The organism is Flavobacterium sp. 5 (assembly GCF_002813295.1).
GTDB lineage: Bacteria > Bacteroidota > Bacteroidia > Flavobacteriales > Flavobacteriaceae > Flavobacterium.
Genome location: NZ_PHUE01000001.1, coordinates 4,405,036 through 4,423,210 on the forward strand (window position 1 = coordinate 4,405,036; position 18,175 = coordinate 4,423,210).

Genomic DNA, 18,175 nt, shown 5'->3' on the forward strand with positions numbered 1-18,175 from the left:
TTTTTATATAATCGATTATTTTTTATAACGAATAAAAACTTTTTTATAATTATCTATTGCTTAATCGAGCTTTCTCTTTAATTATATCACTTATTTTTCGGTTCTCGATTTTACTTTCAAGCCATGAAATAATATCCAGGTATAAAAAAGCTCTTTTCTCGTAGGTATTTTTTTCTAGTTCAATAAAGCGTTCTCTCATTTTTATAAACTCTTTCTTAATGTCACTCGGATATAAGTTGCTTAAGTTTTTTAGAAAACGAATAATTTCTTTTTGAACCTCATGTAAGTCATTCATTTTGATTAAGAATTTATAAGTACTTAATAATTGACTTTCTAAATTAAAATCTTTCCCCGACTCATAATGTGCAATTAAGCATAATAAACGAGCAAAACAGGCTAAATCTTCTCGAACATAAAGATTTTTGTTGTTGATGATTTTTTCTAAATAAACAATACATTCTGAGTACTTTTCATTTCCAAAATAAATACTGGCTATTTTATAATAAAACATCATTTCGTGATGTTCATCCAAATGCTCATTGTGTATTTTTATTTTTTTTAGAATTTCAGGGATGAGATATTCACTTTCGGCAAAAGTACCTTCTAAAATATGATAGTTTAATTTGTTATTGTAAATATATAGAAAGGATAGAGAAGCAATGTTATCATTGACAGGAAATCGAGGGTCACTGATGGTTTCTTCTAAAAGGTTTAAATATTTTTTAAAATTGGTTTTGTATTTCAACATGAATAAAGATTCCAGTAAATAATGATTTCCTTTTAGAAAAAAAACAGGATTTAGGAAAATCATATTTTTATTATCGTAAAATAAAGTTACCCATTTAGTAGCATATTTATAACAGGAAAGAAAGTCTTGTACTAAGAAACTTCGCCAAAGATTAGCATTATAGAACCAATATTTTTCTCTAAAACCAAATTTAGATTGGTCCAAACGCGCAATATGTTTTACAAAATAATCATCAATATATTTGTATTCTTTATCGCTTTTTACGTAACCAGTTTTAAGCATAATACCATATAACTGAAGCGATAAATTAGATAATTTACTCGAAATAGTATTGCGATAGTTTAACTCTTTAGCTTGAATAACCAATTCATCTGCCCGACCTTGAATACTTCTGGTAATGTATTGTGATTCGATTAGCTTCTCAAATTCAACAATTTCAAAAGCCATGTATTTTTCATCATTTTCGATGGCTTGTTGCTTTGTTTTATCTAATATTTTAAGACTTTGCTTGTAAAGGCCTTTATTATAAAGTATGGCTGCAAAATCGATTTGTTCACGAAGTTGATACCTAATATTCTGACTGGGAATATTCAAACGGATACTTACTAATATTTGTTTGTAGAGGTATGATTTTAAATTAGATAATTGGACTTTTTTAATCAAACCGTTCTTAAGTATCAGTTTCTCATCATATACTTCTGATTTATCTAAAATATTAAATAATTCAATGAATTTTGTATTTGAACTGGTCTCTAAGCGGCTGGCAAAAATTTTAAATTGTCTTTTTTCAGATTTGGAAAGGGATTTTATTAATACAAATAAAAAATCTTTTTGATGGTTAGCCATTGTATTATAAAAGTGTTTAACTTGCTGGTTTACAGCTAATTGATTTGTTATTTTTTACGTTATAAATAGTATATTTACTTAAAAGCTGGTTTAGTTTTGAGTAAATGAAAAGTAAATTTGTTTTAAGATGTGAAATTACATTAAATAAATTAAAATGAATAGAGAGAAAGTCCAAATTTTTGATACCACTTTAAGAGACGGTGAACAGGTCCCAGGATGTAAATTAGACACCAATCAAAAACTCGTTATAGCCAATCGCCTTGACGAAATGGGAGTAGACATCATTGAAGCTGGTTTTCCTGTTTCTAGTCCAGGTGATTTTTTATCTGTCTCCGAAATATGTAAAATTGTAAAAAATGCAACTGTTTGTGGACTTACCAGAGCTGTTGAAAATGATATAGATGTTGCAGCACAAGCTCTGAAACATGCAGTTAGACCTAGAATACATACAGGAATTGGAACTTCGGATTCACATATTATTCATAAATTACAAACTACACCTGAGGATATAATTGCTAGAGCAAAACATGCGGTTGCTCATGCTAAAAAATATGTTGAAGATGTAGAGTTTTATGCTGAAGATGCAGGTAGAACTGATAATGCATTCTTGGCTAGAGTTTGCGAAGAAGTAATCAAATCGGGTGCTACTGTACTTAATATTCCTGATACAACAGGATATTGTTTACCTGAAGAATATGGTGCGAAAATAAAGTATCTTAAAGAAAATGTAAAAGGTATTGACAATGTTACAATTTCTTGTCATTGTCATAATGATTTAGGAATGGCAACCGCAAATTCAATCGCAGGTGCTGTTAATGGTGCTCGTCAAATAGAATGTACAATAAACGGAATAGGTGAGAGAGCTGGAAATACTGCACTTGAAGAAGTGGTAATGATTTTCAAGCAACACCCTTACTTAAATTTATATACCGATATTGATAGTAAGCAATTGAACGAAATGAGTCGATTGGTTTCTGATAGTATGGGAATGATTGTACAGCCTAATAAAGCTATTGTTGGAGCTAATGCTTTCGCTCACAGTTCTGGAATTCATCAAGATGGTGTGATTAAAAATAGAGCTACTTATGAAATCATGGATCCTTTGGATGTAGGTGTCAATGAATCGTCAATTATTCTTACTGCAAGAAGCGGTAGAGCAGCTTTGGCTTATAGAGCTAAAAAAGTTGGGTACGAGCTTACAAAAACACAATTAGATATTGTGTATGTTGAGTTTTTAAAGTTTGCGGATATCAAAAAAGAAGTCTTGGATAATGATATTCATCAAATTATTGAAGCTAGTAGGATATACGTTGATAATTTTTAATATAAATAGTACTTCTAAAAATAAATAACAATGAACTTAAAGATAGCAGTGCTTTCAGGTGATGGTGTAGGTCCAGAGGTAATTTTACAAGCAAAAAAAGCGTTGTATGCTATTAGTGTTGCCTATGATCATGAATTTATTTTTGAAGATGCTTTAATAGGAGCAGTTGCTATTGAAAAAACGAGAAATCCTTTGCCAGAACAAACCTTAAATCTTTGTTTAAATACTGATGCTGTTTTGTTTGGAGCTATTGGGAATCCTAAGTATGATAATAATCCAGAATCTAAAGTTCGTCCAGAGCAAGGATTGTTAAAACTTAGACAAGAATTAGGCCTTTATGCTAATATTAGACCAATAAAACCATTCAAAAATCTTTTAGATGCTTCTCCAATAAAAAAAGAAGTAATCGAAAATGTAGATTTTGTAATTTATAGAGAGTTAACCGGTGGATCGTATTATGGCGATAAAGTCATAAACGACGAGGGAACTTTTGCATCAGATATATGTGAATATTCAGAAAATGAGATTAATCGCATTACACATAAAGCTTTTAAAGCTGCTCAAGGCAGAAGAAAAAAAGTAACATTAGTAGATAAAGCTAATGTATTGGAAACGTCTAGATTGTGGAGAAAAATTGTTAAAGAAATAGCTAAGCAATATCCAGATGTAAAATTAGAATGTCAGTACATTGACAATGTTGCCATGCAAATAATTACAGATCCTAAACAATATGATGTAATCTTAACAGAGAATTTGTTTGGGGATATATTATCAGATGAAGCTTGTGCTATTATGGGGTCTATAGGGTTGATGGCATCTGCTTCAATAGGAGATAATAATGCTTTATTTGAGCCTATACATGGTTCTTATCCGCAAGCAAAGAAGAAGAATATTGCTAATCCGATTGCTTCCATTTTATCAGCTGCTATGTTGTTAGAACATTTTGGATTGATAAAAGAAGCTCAGAAAGTGTATGAAGCTGTTGAGAAAGCTATTGAATATAAGGTTGTTACTATTGATTTAAACCCAGGTTCGAGATTTGGGACAAATGATGTTGGGGATTTTATATCCAATGTTATATTAAGTAAAGATGATTTATATTTTAAAAATGATAATGTTCAAATTGGACAATCAACTATCGTTTAATTAATAAAAATCATAAAATATTGCGTTATATCACTAATTGCTGTTAGTTTGTTGATAAAAAGTTTTTCTATTTGAATTTATTTTGTACTTTTGCAAAGTCAAAAAAGAAAAAATGAAACACATTATCAACGTCCTTTTAGTATTAAGTGTCATTGTGATTATCACATATGAAAAGGGATTGTTATAAATATAAGTGAAAGCATATATATAAAACCTCCCAATAATTTTGGGAGGTTTTTTTTTTAAATAAAAATAAATACACAATTAAAATAGAATGGAATTAAATAAATACAGCAAAACAATCACACAAGACGAAACACAACCAGCTTCTCAGGCTATGTTCTACGGAATTGGTTTAACAGAAGAGGATCTTAAAAAAGCGCAGGTAGGAATTGTAAGTATGGGTTATGATGGAAATCCTTGTAACATGCACTTAAATGACTTGGCTAAAGATGTTAAGGCTGGCGTCTGGAAAGAAGATTTAGTTGGTTTAATTTTTAATACTATTGGTGTAAGTGATGGTATCTCTAATGGTAATGATGGAATGCGTTTTTCTTTGGTTTCACGTGATGTAATTGCAGATTCTATTGAAACGGTTATGGGAGCTCAATGGTACGATGGTTTGATCGCTGTTCCAGGTTGTGATAAAAATATGCCTGGAGCTTTAATGGCAATGGGTAGAGTAAATCGTCCATCTATTATGGTTTATGGCGGATCTATTCATCCAGGAAAATGGAAAGGTGAAGATTTGAATATCGTTTCAGCTTTTGAAGCTTTAGGTAAAAAAATCAAGAATACAATTACACCTGAAGATTTTAAAGGTGTAATTCAAAATGCATGCCCCGGTGCTGGTGCTTGTGGTGGAATGTATACAGCAAACACTATGTCATCAGCGATTGAAGCCTTAGGAATGAGTTTACCTTATAGTTCTTCAAATCCTGCTTTGAGTCCAGAAAAGAAACAAGAATGTGTTGATGCTGGTAAAGCTATCAAAATATTATTGGAAAAAGATATTAAACCTAGAGATATTATGACTCGTAAAGCATTTGAAAATGCAATTACGATGGTAGCTGTTTTAGGAGGTTCTACAAATGCGGTAATGCACTTAATTGCAATGGCTCACTCTGTAGGTATTGAATTGACATTAAAAGATTTCCAAGATATTAGTGATAAAACTCCATTATTAGCAGACTTGAAACCAAGTGGTAAATACTTAATGGAAGATTTACACAATGTAGGAGGTGTTCCAGCAGTAATGAAATATTTATTGAAAGAAGGTTTATTGCACGGGGATTGTTTGACTGTAACAGGAAAAACAATTGCTGAAAACTTAGAATCAATTCCAGCTTTACATGATGGTCAAGAAGTAATTTTTGAAATTCAAAAAGCATTAAAAGCTACTGGAAATATTCAAATTTTATACGGAAACCTAGCTTCAGAAGGTTGTGTTGCTAAAATTTCTGGAAAAGAAGGTGAGTTTTTCGAAGGTACTGCTGTAGTTTTTGAAGGAGAAAAAGATGTAATTAGAGGAATACAAGCAGGTGAAGTGAAGCCAGGAAATGTAGTCATCATTCGTTACTGTGGTCCAAAAGGTGGTCCAGGTATGTCTGAAATGTTAAAACCAACATCTGCTATTATGGGAGCTGGTTTAGGAAATTCAGTTGCATTGATAACTGACGGACGTTTCTCGGGAGGCTCACACGGATTTGTAGTTGGACACGTTACTCCAGAAGCTTATGAGGGTGGTGGAATTGCATTAATAGAAAACGGTGATGTAATTACAATTGATGCTGTGAAAAACACGATTGATATGAAAATTTCTGATGAAGAATTTGCAAAACGTAAAGCAAATTGGAAACAGCCAGAATCACCAATTAAACAAGGAGTTTTACTTAAATATATGCGTTCGGTCTCTAGTGCTTCTCATGGATGTGTTACTGACAAATAATTTAAATTAAAACAAATATTCTTGTAAATCTTCAAAACAAAGATTTATAAGTAAAAAAATATAAAATGGAAAATACTAAAATATCAGGCGCAGAAGCCGTTATTAGATGCTTATTAGCCGAAGGAGTAGATTTGCTTTATGGTTACCCAGGTGGTGCTATAATGCCGGTTTACGACGAATTATATAAATTTCAGGATCAATTGCATCACGTATTGGTGCGTCACGAGCAAGGTGCTGCACATGCAGCGCAAGGTTTTGCAAGAGCTACAGGCAAAGTTGGGGTTTGTATTGCTACCTCAGGACCAGGAGCAACTAATTTAGTTACAGGTATTGCTGATGCACAAATTGATTCTACACCTTTAGTGTGTATTACGGGGCAAGTAGGGAAACATTTGTTAGGTTCTGATGCATTTCAAGAAACTGATATCATTGGTATTTCAACTCCGGTAACGAAATGGAATTATCAAATTACAGAAGCTCATGAAATTCCAGCAATCATGGCTAAAGCTTTTTATATTGCTCGTTCTGGTCGTCCAGGTCCAGTTTTGATTGATATAACTAAAAATGCTCAGTTTGATTTATTGGATTTTAGTTATGAAAAATGTACTTCAATTAGAAGTTACCATCCAAAACCAGTTTTGAATCTTCAAAAAGTTCAACAGGCTGCAGATATAATTAATAATGCTAAAAAACCATATATAATTTTTGGTCAAGGTATTATATTAAGTCAAGCTGAAGAAGAATTAAAAAGATTCATTGAGAAGTCTGGAATTCCAGCGGCTTGGACTATTTTAGGACTTTCGGCTTTACCAACAGATCATCCTTTGAATGTTGGAATGGTAGGAATGCATGGTAATTATGGTCCGAATGTTTTGACTAATGAATGTGATGTTTTAATTGCATTAGGAATGCGTTTTGATGACCGTGTTACAGGAAGTTTAGAAACATACGCTAAGCAAGCGAAAGTAATTCATATAGAAATTGATGCAGCTGAAATCGATAAAAATGTAAAAACAGAAGTTGCAGTTTTAGCAGATCTTAAAGAAGCACTAACAGCTTTGATTCCATTAATTGACAAAAAATCACACGATTCTTGGCATAATGAGTTCAAAAAGAAATACGAAATTGAATTAGACGCAGTTATCAACGAAGAATTAGCGCCAACAAACGGAAAAGGAATTTCAATGGGTGAAACTATCGAAATGATTAATAAACACTCGAAAGGGGATGCGATTATGGTTTCGGATGTAGGACAACATCAAATGTTTGCTTGCCGTTATGCTAAATTCAATTCAACTAAAAGTAATGTTACTTCTGGTGGATTAGGAACAATGGGATTTGCTTTACCAGCTGCTATTGGGGCAAAAATGGGAAAACCTGAGCGCGAAGTTGTAGCTATTATTGGAGACGGAGGTTTTCAAATGAATATACAAGAATTAGGAACAATTTATCAAACAAAAGTTCCAGTTAAAATTGTTGTATTAAATAATGAATTCTTAGGAATGGTTAGACAATGGCAAGAATTGTTTTTTGACTACAGATATGCTTCTACAGTAATGATTAATCCTAACTTTTGTGCTATTGCAGAAGGATATTATATCAAAGCAAGAAAAGTAACTAAAAGAGAAGAATTAGATGAAGCAATAGCAGAAATGTTAGCTTCAAAAGATTCGTATTTCCTTGAAGTTATGGTAGAAAAAGAAAACAACGTATTCCCAATGATTCCAACAGGAGCTTCGGTTTCGGATATGAGATTAAGTTAAAAAATTATGGAAAATAAAATATTCACGATTTCTGTTTATTCAGAAAATAACGTTGGTTTATTGAATAGAATTTCAGTAATATTTCTGAAACGTCATATCAATATTTTGAGTTTGAATGTATCCGAATCGGAAATTGAAGGGGTATCTCGTTTTATTGTTGTAGTAAAAACTACTGAAAAATGGGTTCAAAATATTGTAGGTCAAATTGAAAAGCAAATCGAAGTCATAAAGGCTTTTTATCATATTGATGAAGAAACTATCTTTTTAGAAAGCGCAATTTTCAAAATAGAATCTAGTTTGTTATTTGATGAGAGACAAATTCAAAACATCATCAAAGAAAGCCATTCTGAAATTGTAACGGTTTCAAGAGACTTTTTTGTGATTTCAAAAACTGGAAAACGTTCAGAAATTCAAGACTTATATGAAAAATTGAAACCTTTTGGAATTATGCAATTTGTTCGTTCTGGAAGAATATCGGTTTCAAAAGAAAAAATGGAGATATCAACATTATTAGAATCATTATAATAAATATACAATCTGTTAAAATATAATTAAGACAGATTAGAATTCAATTATTAAATTTTACATTCATTAAATATTAAAAAAAAATGGCAAATTATTTCAATTCATTACCACTTAGACAACAATTAGAACAATTAGGAGTTTGCGAATTCATGGATCAATCTGAATTTTCAAATGGAATAGATGCATTAGCAGGAAAAAAAGTAGTCATTGTAGGTTGTGGAGCTCAAGGTTTGAACCAAGGTTTAAATATGAGAGATTCAGGTTTAGATATTTCTTATGCGTTACGTGCTGATGCTATTGCAGAGAAAAGAGCTTCTTTTAAAAATGCAACTGATAATGGTTTCAAAGTAGGTACTTATGAAGAATTAATCCCGACTGCTGATTTAGTTTGTAATTTAACTCCAGATAAACAGCATACAGCTGTAGTTACAGCTATCATGCCATTGATGAAACAAGGAGCAACTTTAGCTTATTCTCATGGTTTTAATATTGTTGAAGAAGGAATGCAAATCCGTAAAGACTTAACAGTTATTATGTGTGCTCCTAAATGCCCAGGATCTGAAGTACGTGAAGAGTACAAAAGAGGTTTTGGTGTACCAACTCTTATCGCAGTTCACCCAGAAAACGATCCAAATGGTTTTGGTTTAGATCAAGCAAAAGCATATGCAGTTGCAACTGGAGGTAACAGAGCAGGAGTATTACGTTCTTCTTTTGTAGCAGAAGTAAAATCAGATTTAATGGGAGAGCAAACTATCCTTTGTGGTTTGTTACAAACAGGTTCTATTTTATGTTTTGATAAAATGGTTGCTGAAGGTGTAGATCCAGGATATGCTTCTAAATTAATCCAATACGGATGGGAAACTATCACTGAAGGATTAAAATATGGTGGAATTACAAATATGATGGACAGATTGTCTAATCCTGCTAAAATTGCTGCATTCAATGTTGCTGAAGAATTAAAAGACATTATGCGTCCATTGTTCAGAAAACATATGGATGATATTATCTCTGGTCACTTCTCTAAAACAATGATGGAAGACTGGGCTAATGATGATGTTAATTTGTTATCTTGGAGAGCAGCTACAGGAGATACGAATTTCGAAAAAACTCCAGCTGGAAATTTTGAAATTTCTGAGCAAGAATATTATGATAACGGAGTATTGATGGTTGCAATGGTAAAAGCGGGTGTAGAATTAGCTTTCGAAGCAATGACAGATTCAGGAATTATTGAAGAATCAGCATACTACGAGTCATTACACGAAACTCCACTTATTGCTAACACAATTGCAAGAAAGAAATTATTCGAAATGAACCGTGTAATTTCTGATACTGCTGAGTACGGATGTTATTTGTTTGATCATGCATGTAAGCCATTAATTGCTGAGTATGTGAAAAATGCACCAAGTAATTTAGTTGGACGTCCATTTAATAACGGAAGTAATGGAGTAGATAATAAAGAATTAATTGAAGTTAATGCAATTATCAGAAACCACCCTGTTGAAGAAGTAGGAGCATGGTTGAGAGAATCGATGACTGCAATGAAAAAAATTGTATAATAAAAATAAAAATTAGGAATTACCATGCCATGAGGGTGTGCTGGGATTTGCATAATATCATAAAGGTTTAAATATTTTGAATTAGTAAGCACTTATTGGACAATTGAAAGATATTTATGCATAATTACATTCACTTAACTTCGAACGAGCTGTAAGTTAAGTGAAGTAATCCCTAGTTTATTATGAGATCTTATGATTTCAAAAGAGAATAAGATTGTTGTTAAATATATTGTTAATAAAAGGGCATTTTAGTTTCTAACTATGCCCTTTTCTTGTTTTAAATTCGAATATAATTCTAAAACGTTATGAAAAAATCATTAAATTTTGAAGAAGTACGATTTTTTATTATTTTTTTAGAACATTTTACAAATTAATAGTTTTGAAAACCGAAGAGATTTAATACTTTTATAAAAAATTTAAAAAGATGAGTTATTTTAAAATTGATAGTTTAGAACAATACTTTAAACATTATAATAAATCGATACGTGAACCTCGAAAATTTTGGGGTAAAATTGCTGAAGAGAACTTCACATGGTATCAATACTGGGACAAAGTTGTCGATTTTAATATGGCTGACGCCGAAGTAAAATGGTTTGTTGATGCAAAAGTTAATATTACTAAAAACTGTATTGATAGACATCTTGCCAAAAAAGGAGATAAAACGGCAATAATTTTTGAACCAAATGATCCTTCTGAAGAAGCGTTGCATATAAGTTATAACGAACTTTATGAACGTGTATCCAAAATGGCCAATGTTTTAAGAGAACAAGGTATTACCAAAGGGGATCGCGTTTGTATTTATTTACCAATGATACCAGAATTGGCAGTATCGGTTTTGGCTTGCGCTAGAATTGGAGCAATTCATTCAGTTGTATTTGCAGGTTTCTCAGCATCGGCGGTTGCTTCAAGAATAAATGATAGCCAATGTAAAATGGTAATTACTTCTGACGGTGGATACCGTGGAAATAAAACCATTGATTTGAAAGGGATAATTGATGATGCTTTGCAAAATTGTCCAAGTGTTACTAAAGTTTTAGTTGCTAAGAGAACAAATGCAGAAATTCAAATGAAAGCAGGTCGTGATCAATGGTTAGCACCGCTTCTGGATAATGCACTTAATAATAGTGTTGCTGAAATTATGGATGCCGAAGATCCATTGTTTATATTGTATACTTCAGGATCAACAGGTAGACCTAAGGGAATGGTTCATACTACGGCTGGTTATATGGTTTATACAGCTTATACCTTTAAGAATGTTTTTAATTATGAAGATAATGACATTTTTTGGTGTACTGCCGATATAGGTTGGATTACTGGACATTCTTATATTTTATATGGACCATTATTGAATGGTGCAACTACAGTAATTTTTGAAGGAATTCCTTCTTATCCTGATTTCAGTCGTTTTTGGGAAACAATAGAAAAGCATAAAGTAACTCAGTTTTATACAGCACCAACTGCAATTCGTGCATTGGCAAAAGAGAATTTATCTTATGTTCAAAAGTTTCCATTAAAATCATTAAAAGTAATTGGTTCTGTTGGGGAACCTATTAATGAAGAAGCTTGGCATTGGTATAATGATCACGTAGGAGGGAAGCGTTGCCCAGTAGTAGATACTTGGTGGCAAACAGAAACTGGCGGAATTATGATTGCCCCATTGGCATTTTTAACTCCAACAAAACCAACCTATGCAACATTGCCATTACCAGGAATACAGCCTGTTTTAATGGATGATAAACGTAATGAAATCGAAGGAAATCAAGTTGATGGTAGTTTGTGTATAAAATTCCCATGGCCTGGTATTGCCAGAACCATTTGGGGAGATCATCAAAGATATAAAGACACTTATTTTTCAGCCTTTCCAGGTAAATATTTTACAGGAGATGGAGCACTACGTGACGAAGTTGGATATTATAGAATTACAGGTCGTGTAGATGATGTAGTGATTGTTTCAGGTCATAATTTAGGAACAGCACCAATCGAAGATGCTATTAATGAGCACCCAGCTGTTGCAGAATCTGCAATCGTAGGATTCCCACATGATATTAAAGGGAATGCATTATATGGTTACGTAATATTAAAAGAATCTGGCGAATACAGAGATAGAGATAATTTAATTAAAGAGATCAATCAGCATGTTGCTGATCATATTGGTCCAATTGCTAAATTAGATAAAATTCAATTTGTAACTGGTTTGCCAAAAACTAGATCGGGAAAAATTATGCGTCGTATTTTAAGAAAAATTGCCGAAGGTGATTATTCTAATTTTGGTGATATTACAACACTCTTGAATCCTGAAATTGTTGATGAGATTGTTAAAGGAAAAATAGTATAACCTTATTCAATCTAAATATATAAACTGCTTCAATCCTGAAGCAGTTTTTTTATGCCCTAAAATCAGATAATAGTACTAATACATGAGCTTTTGTTATATGGCAAATGAATTATAATTATGAATTCATACAACAAGCTATATGAATAATTTAGAAATCACTTGAACAATAGGTAATTTCGTTTTTGGTGTTACAAATTATTTTTTTCTTTTTAATGTTAAAATTTTATTAATTGAAGTAACATTTTTTTTATTTTCAAGTCTATTGAATATAAGTTTTTATAAAAAGAAGTTTTTTTTAAATCTGAATGTTAAAATAAATAATCTAAATTTTTAATTTTCTCAATAAAAATGGCCTTAAAGTTAATAAAAAGTTAAAATTAAGTACTATGTAATACAGAATACCTTTTTAAAGACATATATTTGTATAGGATATTATTATATGATCCAAGTTTATTAATCAATCATCAATCAAAAATTAATTATTATGAAAAAATCAATCGTTTATTTAGGAGTAGCTTTAGTAGCTTTTGCAAATGTTTCTTTAGCTTCAAATGTGAATTCATTTTCAAATGCCTCTCACAAAGTTGAATTTTATGATGCAGTTTCACCGTTAGGGAATGCTGTTTTCAAAGGAGATTTAGAAACTGTAAAAAAGTTTGTTGAATACGGTGCAGACGTAAATGAAAAATCAAACGGAATGAGCCCTCTAATGATTGCTGCTCGTTACAATAAAATAGAAATCATTAAATATTTAATTTCTAAAGGTGCTCGTGTTAATCAAAAAGATGAGAATGGATTTACAGCTTTAAAATATGCACAATTATCAAATGCTACAGAAGCTATTCAACTTTTACAACAATAAATAGTCTAAAAAACTTAATGAGACATCATCATAGATGATGTCTCATTTAAAATCAATCAATCAATCAATCAATCAATCAATCAATCAAAAAATAGTAATCATGAAAAATTCAGTTTTAATCTTAGGAATTGCATTAGTATCATTTTCAAATATTTGTAATGCAAAAAGCACAGTTAGTTTATCTAATAATTTAATTCAAAATTTCATTTTTTCAGATGACAATGCAGAAACAAAAATCAATGAAGTAACAAAAATTGTAAAACCTTCTATGTTTGAAAATGTTGATGTATTCAATCCAGAAACAGTTATTGCCTATAGTCCAAAAACTGCAAAAGAGATCATCGCCGAAGGTGATAAAATTATTGATAACAAAACAACTGATGATGTAGAATTTATGGAATATGAAGAATCAATGAGAGAAATAGTAGCTCAATCTGATTTGGTTACTGAAAATGTTATTTCAAACGAAACTCATCCTCTTTATATTGAAAGAACAATAGAAGATGAAATAACTGAATTGGAATTGATTATTGAAAGTGCTAATGACAATGATTTAAGACCTTTAGATTTTAAAAAAATTAATTGTAATTCATTGATGAATAATTCATTGAATTCTAAAAAATTTATCGGAATGAATTAATTCCCAAGGGCTAATATATTGAATAAAGTCACAAGACTTCAAAAAAAGCACCATTATAAAGAGTATAATGATGCTTTTTTTATGTAATGATGTTATATTAGTTTGATTTAGCCAATTCTTTATCTTGTGTCTTTGAAAACACTAATAAAGCTGTAATAGATCCAATAGTTGCAAACAACATATCAGATTGAGTGTCCCAAACATACCCTTGAGTTCCTAAAAATGCATCTCCACCATCTCCAGTTGCTATAGAAACAAACCATTCAATCCATTCATAGGCAGCACTAATTGCCAAACAAATACAAACAATTATAAAGTTGAAAAAACTTTTATTTGATATTACTTTTTTTCGAATAAATAGTTCTCGAATAATCATGGCAGGTACAAAACCTTGTGCAAAATGCCCAACTTTATCGTAATTATTTCGGCTTTGATGAAATACATCTTTTATGTAATCAAAAAAAGGAACCTCTGCATACGTATAATGTCCGCCAATGAAAAGAATGATACAATGAATTAAAATCAAAGTATAGGTAAAATTGGTAAATCTAAATTTTTTGAAAGTCAATGCTAAGATCAAAAGTCCAATTATTGCTGGAATAATTTCTAAAAAACAAGTAAATCCTTCTTTTGCACCGATGATTGACCAAAGTAAAGTAGCTGTAAATATCGATAATAATGCATAAATGTATTTCATATGGTAGGGGCTGTAAGGATTGTTTTTATTTAATAACTGGTATCATCAAGTTTTACTTTTCCATTGAATGTTCTGTATAAAAAGAAAAAATAAGCGACTAATAAAGGAGCGCCAATACAAACAATAGTCAACATAATGCCTAATGATTTTTGCGAAGAGGCCGCATTGTAAATCGTTACGTCAAATTTTGGGTCTATTGTCGAAATTAAAAGGGTTGGGTACAATTGCAAAGCCACTAGAATTAGCAAAAAGGCCATTGTCAAAGAAGAAAAAATCAATGCTAACATGTATCTTTCTTTAGAAACCAGTCGCGGTACATTGGCTACAGCCAAAAAGGAAATAACAGGAACGGTAAAGTAAATAGGATTTTCTCTAAAATTTTCTGTTACTTCGGGTATAAATACTAAGGTATAAAGTGTTGTAATTCCAAAGCTGATGATGAAAAAAATCATTCCTTTCTGAAGTAAAAATGTCAATCTTAGATGTAATCTTCCTTCTGTTTTTAATAAAAGATAAATAGCGCCTTGTGTCATAAAAATGGACAAAGTGGTAAATCCAACCATTATAGCATAAGGATTTAGGAAGTAGAAAAATGTACCACCTTGATAACTGAAATTTGGTCCCAAAGCGAAACCTTGTAAAATATTTGCTAATATAACTCCAAGTAAAAAAGCAATTAGAATACTGGAAACACTATAAATAATATCCCAACTTTTTCTCCACCACACCATCTCTTCGATACTTCTAAATTTAATGGCGGCAGCTCTAAGTACATTCAATACCAAAAAAAGCATAAACGGAACATACATTGCAGATAGCATAGTGGCATACATAACTGGAAAACCAGCAAATAAAGCACCTCCACCAATAATCAGCCAAACTTGATTCGCATCCCAAACAGGAGCAATAGCGTTTATAGCAATTCTACGGCTTAAATCTTTTCTAAAAAATAAATGCCATGCACCAGAACCAAAGTCAAATCCTTCTAAAATAGCATAACCGGAGAACAATAACCCGATTACTAAATACCATAACGTTGGATAGTCAATTCCTAAAAAAGTTTCCATAATATTAAACAGATTGAAAATTTACAGTTTCTTTTGACTCTTCATAAGGACCATGTTTTATTTTTTTGTTGACAGTGTATAGAAATAAGACAAGCAATAGAGAATAGACTACTGTGAACATGACTAAAGAAAATACAATCTGATTGGCCGAGACTTCTTGAGAAAAAGCATGACTGGTTCTTAATTGACCATAGACTACCCAAGGTTGTCTTCCCATTTCGGCAGTAAACCAACCTACTTGATTTGCTATCTGAGGTAAAATTACTGCAAAAGAAAAAATCCATAAAAGCCATTTGGTTTCAAATAATTTATCTTTCCACCATAAAAAACTAGCATATAAGGTCAGTCCAATTAATGCCATTCCTATAGCAACCATAATATGATAAAACTGAAAAACAGCGTTTATTTGACTGGGTCTGTCTTCAACAGGAAAATTATTTAGTCCTTTTATAGGAGCATTAAAATCTTGATGAACTAAGAATGATAATCCGCCAGGAATTCCAATTCCAGTCACTTTTTGTTTTTCTTTATCTACCCAACCAACAAGATATAAGTCAGCAGGCTTGTCTTTTTCAAAATGACCTTCCATAGTGGCTAGTTTTGCAGGCTGATTAACAGCAACTCCGTCAGCAGTACTATGACCAGAAAGTAATTGGGTAAGCGAAAATAGAGTAGCAACCACCAATGAAATTTTGAATGCCTTTTTAGATATTTCAACATAGCGTCCTTTTCGAATATAATAGGCATGAACACTTAAAACTAAAAAAGCTCCAGCTAAAATAGCACCTTGCCAAGTATGAATGATTCTATCGACACTTGAAGGATTGAATACCATTGCCCAAAAATTGGTTACTTCAGCACGGGCATGTAGGCCTGTACCAACAATATGATACCCTGCTGGTGTTTGTTGCCAAGAATTAGCAACGACAATCCAAACTGCAGAGAACATAGAACCCAAAAACACCCCTAAAGTAGATACAAAATGAACCCAAGGTTTTACACGATTCCAACCAAAAAGCAATATTCCAAGAAAAGTACTTTCCAAACCAAAAGCAAATAAACCTTCGGCGGCTAGAGCACTTCCAAAAATATCACCAACATATCGCGAATATACAGCCCAGTTGGTTCCAAATTCAAATTCCATTATAATTCCGGTAGCAACTCCGATTCCAAATGTTACTGCAAATATTTTAATCCAAAAGCGAGTCAGAATTTCGTAATCTTTATTTCCTGTTTTCAGGTAAAGACCTTCCATGATTACCATTATTAAGCCAATTCCAATGCTTAATGGTGGATATATATAATGAAAAGCAATTGTAAAGGCAAACTGTATGCGGGCGAGTATTTCTACATCCATGATGAAAATATTTTGTTTGAAACTTGATGTAAATTTACGATAGAAAGCTAACTTTATCGGGTATCAAATTAATTTTATTACTGTTTTTTGTTATTCTTCTATTCTTAGTTAAGAAAAGATTTTTATATAAAAAAAAGTCAAGATATTTTAGAAGATTACAAAAAAAAAGCACCATTATAAAATGGTGCTCCTTATATTATTTAAAATAAGAAAACGTTTCGTTGTTTTCAATCTTCAATAGCGTTTCATAAATCAACTTGATGACGTTTTCGACATCTTCACGGTGTACCATTTCGACTGTCGTGTGCATGTATCGTAGTGGAAGCGAAATCAAAGCCGAAGCAACACCACCATTACTATAAGCAAAAGCATCAGTATCAGTACCAGTAACTCTTGAAGAGGCCAAACGTTGAAACGGAATGTTTTTCTCCACTGCAGTATCCAGAATTAATTCTCTCAAATTGTTTTGAACAGCAGGAGCATAAGTAACAACAGGACCTTTACCAATTTTAGTATCCCCTTCAATTTTCTTGTCAATCATAGGAGTTGTCGAGTCATGACAAACATCAGTAACAATTGCTACATTCGGTTTTATGGTTTGCGTAATCATTTCGGCACCTCTCAAACCAACTTCTTCCTGAACAGCATTAGTTATATATAAACCAAAAGGAAGTTTGATATTATTTTCATGTAATAGTCTTGCTACTTCAGCAATCATAAAACCTCCCATTCGATTATCGATAGCACGACAAACAAATTTATTCTCGTTCATAATCATGAACTCATCAGGATATGTAATTACACAACCAACATGAACACCAAGTTTTTCAACCTGTTCTTTGGTTTCGCAACCCAAATCAATAAAAATATTACTAATCTTAGGGTTTTCTTCCTTGTCTCTATTTCGAGTATGAATAGCTGGCCATCCAAAAACTCCTTTTACAATACCCTTTTTGGTATGAATATTAACGCGTTTCGATGGAGCAATCTGGTGGTCAGACCCACCATTTCGTATCACATATACCAGTCCATCGTCTGTTATATAGTTTACATACCATGCAATTTCATCAGCATGTCCTTCAATAACAACTTTGTAAGGAGCATCAGGATTTATAATCCCAACAGCCGTTCCATAGGTATCAGTAATAAAAGTGTCAACATAAGGTTTCAAATAATCCATCCATATTTTTTGCCCTTCACTTTCAAAGCCAGTAGGAGAGGCGTTATTCAAATATTTCTCTAAAAAGGTTAGCGATGATGCATTCAATATTGATTCAGTACTCATATAATTTATTTTTTCGCTAAATTAAATATTTGTCTTCATAGTTCTATATTTAATGTATAATTTTGTGTTAAAAATA

At 31.9% G+C, this 18,175-nt stretch carries 14 protein-coding genes; 9 read left to right on the forward strand and 5 right to left on the reverse strand.

Annotation, left to right across the window (positions count from 1 at the left end; all coding sequences use genetic code 11):
* Window positions 1-49: 49 nt before the first annotated feature.
* Complete coding sequence (locus CLU82_RS18450) at window positions 50-1,594, reverse strand: hypothetical protein (protein WP_100844483.1); 1,545 nt, start codon at window positions 1,592-1,594, stop codon at window positions 50-52.
* 154 nt (window positions 1,595-1,748) lie between these two features.
* On the opposite strand from CLU82_RS18450, the gene CLU82_RS18455 reads away from it, so the two are divergent.
* The 9 genes from CLU82_RS18455 to CLU82_RS18495 all read left to right on the forward strand — a co-directional run bounded on the left by CLU82_RS18455 (window position 1,749) and on the right by CLU82_RS18495 (window position 13,693).
* On the forward strand, window positions 1,749-2,918 hold the full coding sequence (locus CLU82_RS18455) for a 2-isopropylmalate synthase (RefSeq protein WP_100844484.1): 1,170 nt from the start codon (window positions 1,749-1,751) through the stop codon (window positions 2,916-2,918).
* Window positions 2,919-2,948: 30 nt separating this feature from the next.
* Complete coding sequence (gene leuB / locus CLU82_RS18460) at window positions 2,949-4,064, forward strand: 3-isopropylmalate dehydrogenase (RefSeq protein ID WP_100844485.1); 1,116 nt, start codon at window positions 2,949-2,951, stop codon at window positions 4,062-4,064.
* Between the two features lie 274 nt (window positions 4,065-4,338).
* Window positions 4,339-6,012 (forward strand): dihydroxy-acid dehydratase, encoded by a 1,674-nt coding sequence (gene ilvD / locus CLU82_RS18465; RefSeq protein ID WP_100844486.1) that lies wholly within the window; start codon window positions 4,339-4,341, stop codon window positions 6,010-6,012.
* 65 nt (window positions 6,013-6,077) lie between these two features.
* Entirely contained in the window at window positions 6,078-7,775 is a 1,698-nt protein-coding gene (gene ilvB / locus CLU82_RS18470; protein WP_100844487.1) for a biosynthetic-type acetolactate synthase large subunit, read from the forward strand.
* A gap of 6 nt (window positions 7,776-7,781) precedes the next feature.
* Window positions 7,782-8,300 (forward strand): acetolactate synthase small subunit, encoded by a 519-nt coding sequence (ilvN, locus tag CLU82_RS18475; RefSeq protein WP_100844488.1) that lies wholly within the window; start codon window positions 7,782-7,784, stop codon window positions 8,298-8,300.
* A gap of 83 nt (window positions 8,301-8,383) precedes the next feature.
* Window positions 8,384-9,856: a ketol-acid reductoisomerase gene (gene ilvC / locus CLU82_RS18480; RefSeq protein WP_100844489.1), complete on the forward strand. Its 1,473-nt coding sequence runs from the start codon at window positions 8,384-8,386 to the stop codon at window positions 9,854-9,856.
* 424 nt (window positions 9,857-10,280) lie between these two features.
* Window positions 10,281-12,191 carry an acetate--CoA ligase gene (gene acs, locus CLU82_RS18485; protein ID WP_100844490.1) on the forward strand — a complete coding sequence of 637 codons (1,911 nt, stop codon included), beginning with the start codon at window positions 10,281-10,283 and terminating at the stop codon, window positions 12,189-12,191.
* A gap of 484 nt (window positions 12,192-12,675) precedes the next feature.
* Window positions 12,676-13,053 carry an ankyrin repeat domain-containing protein gene (locus CLU82_RS18490; protein ID WP_100844491.1) on the forward strand — a complete coding sequence of 126 codons (378 nt, stop codon included), beginning with the start codon at window positions 12,676-12,678 and terminating at the stop codon, window positions 13,051-13,053.
* A gap of 100 nt (window positions 13,054-13,153) precedes the next feature.
* Window positions 13,154-13,693 carry a hypothetical protein gene (locus CLU82_RS18495; RefSeq protein ID WP_157813405.1) on the forward strand — a complete coding sequence of 180 codons (540 nt, stop codon included), beginning with the start codon at window positions 13,154-13,156 and terminating at the stop codon, window positions 13,691-13,693.
* Window positions 13,694-13,790: 97 nt separating this feature from the next.
* Here the strand turns inward: CLU82_RS18495 and CLU82_RS18500 are convergent, their stop codons facing one another.
* From CLU82_RS18500 to CLU82_RS18515, 4 genes are all read right to left on the reverse strand, one after another.
* Window positions 13,791-14,390, reverse strand: coding sequence for a DUF2238 domain-containing protein (locus tag CLU82_RS18500; protein WP_100844493.1), 600 nt, complete (start codon window positions 14,388-14,390; stop codon window positions 13,791-13,793).
* Window positions 14,391-14,419: 29 nt separating this feature from the next.
* Complete coding sequence (gene cydB, locus CLU82_RS18505) at window positions 14,420-15,457, reverse strand: cytochrome d ubiquinol oxidase subunit II (protein WP_100844494.1); 1,038 nt, start codon at window positions 15,455-15,457, stop codon at window positions 14,420-14,422.
* Window positions 15,458-15,461: 4 nt separating this feature from the next.
* The gene (locus tag CLU82_RS18510; protein ID WP_100844495.1) at window positions 15,462-16,814 is read right to left on the reverse strand and encodes a cytochrome ubiquinol oxidase subunit I; all 1,353 of its coding nucleotides are present in this window, start codon (window positions 16,812-16,814) and stop codon (window positions 15,462-15,464) included.
* A gap of 196 nt (window positions 16,815-17,010) precedes the next feature.
* Window positions 17,011-18,099: a M42 family metallopeptidase gene (locus CLU82_RS18515; protein WP_100844496.1), complete on the reverse strand. Its 1,089-nt coding sequence runs from the start codon at window positions 18,097-18,099 to the stop codon at window positions 17,011-17,013.
* Between the last annotated feature and the right edge of the window lie 76 nt (window positions 18,100-18,175).

What these genes read in the sequence shown, in the direction of transcription:
- cydB (WP_100844494.1), bottom strand. Translation starts at nt 15,457, where the DNA reads ATGGAAACTTTTTTAGGAATTGACTATCCAACGTTATGGTATTTAGTA.
- ilvB (WP_100844487.1), top strand. Translation starts at nt 6,078, where the DNA reads ATGGAAAATACTAAAATATCAGGCGCAGAAGCCGTTATTAGATGCTTA.
- CLU82_RS18490 (WP_100844491.1), top strand. Translation starts at nt 12,676, where the DNA reads ATGAAAAAATCAATCGTTTATTTAGGAGTAGCTTTAGTAGCTTTTGCA.
- CLU82_RS18515 (WP_100844496.1), bottom strand. Translation starts at nt 18,099, where the DNA reads ATGAGTACTGAATCAATATTGAATGCATCATCGCTAACCTTTTTAGAG.
- CLU82_RS18455 (WP_100844484.1), top strand. Translation starts at nt 1,749, where the DNA reads ATGAATAGAGAGAAAGTCCAAATTTTTGATACCACTTTAAGAGACGGT.
- CLU82_RS18450 (WP_100844483.1), bottom strand. Translation starts at nt 1,594, where the DNA reads ATGGCTAACCATCAAAAAGATTTTTTATTTGTATTAATAAAATCCCTT.
- ilvD (WP_100844486.1), top strand. Translation starts at nt 4,339, where the DNA reads ATGGAATTAAATAAATACAGCAAAACAATCACACAAGACGAAACACAA.
- acs (WP_100844490.1), top strand. Translation starts at nt 10,281, where the DNA reads ATGAGTTATTTTAAAATTGATAGTTTAGAACAATACTTTAAACATTAT.
- ilvC (WP_100844489.1), top strand. Translation starts at nt 8,384, where the DNA reads ATGGCAAATTATTTCAATTCATTACCACTTAGACAACAATTAGAACAA.
- CLU82_RS18510 (WP_100844495.1), bottom strand. Translation starts at nt 16,814, where the DNA reads ATGGATGTAGAAATACTCGCCCGCATACAGTTTGCCTTTACAATTGCT.
- CLU82_RS18500 (WP_100844493.1), bottom strand. Translation starts at nt 14,390, where the DNA reads ATGAAATACATTTATGCATTATTATCGATATTTACAGCTACTTTACTT.
- leuB (WP_100844485.1), top strand. Translation starts at nt 2,949, where the DNA reads ATGAACTTAAAGATAGCAGTGCTTTCAGGTGATGGTGTAGGTCCAGAG.
- CLU82_RS18495 (WP_157813405.1), top strand. Translation starts at nt 13,154, where the DNA reads ATGAAAAATTCAGTTTTAATCTTAGGAATTGCATTAGTATCATTTTCA.
- ilvN (WP_100844488.1), top strand. Translation starts at nt 7,782, where the DNA reads ATGGAAAATAAAATATTCACGATTTCTGTTTATTCAGAAAATAACGTT.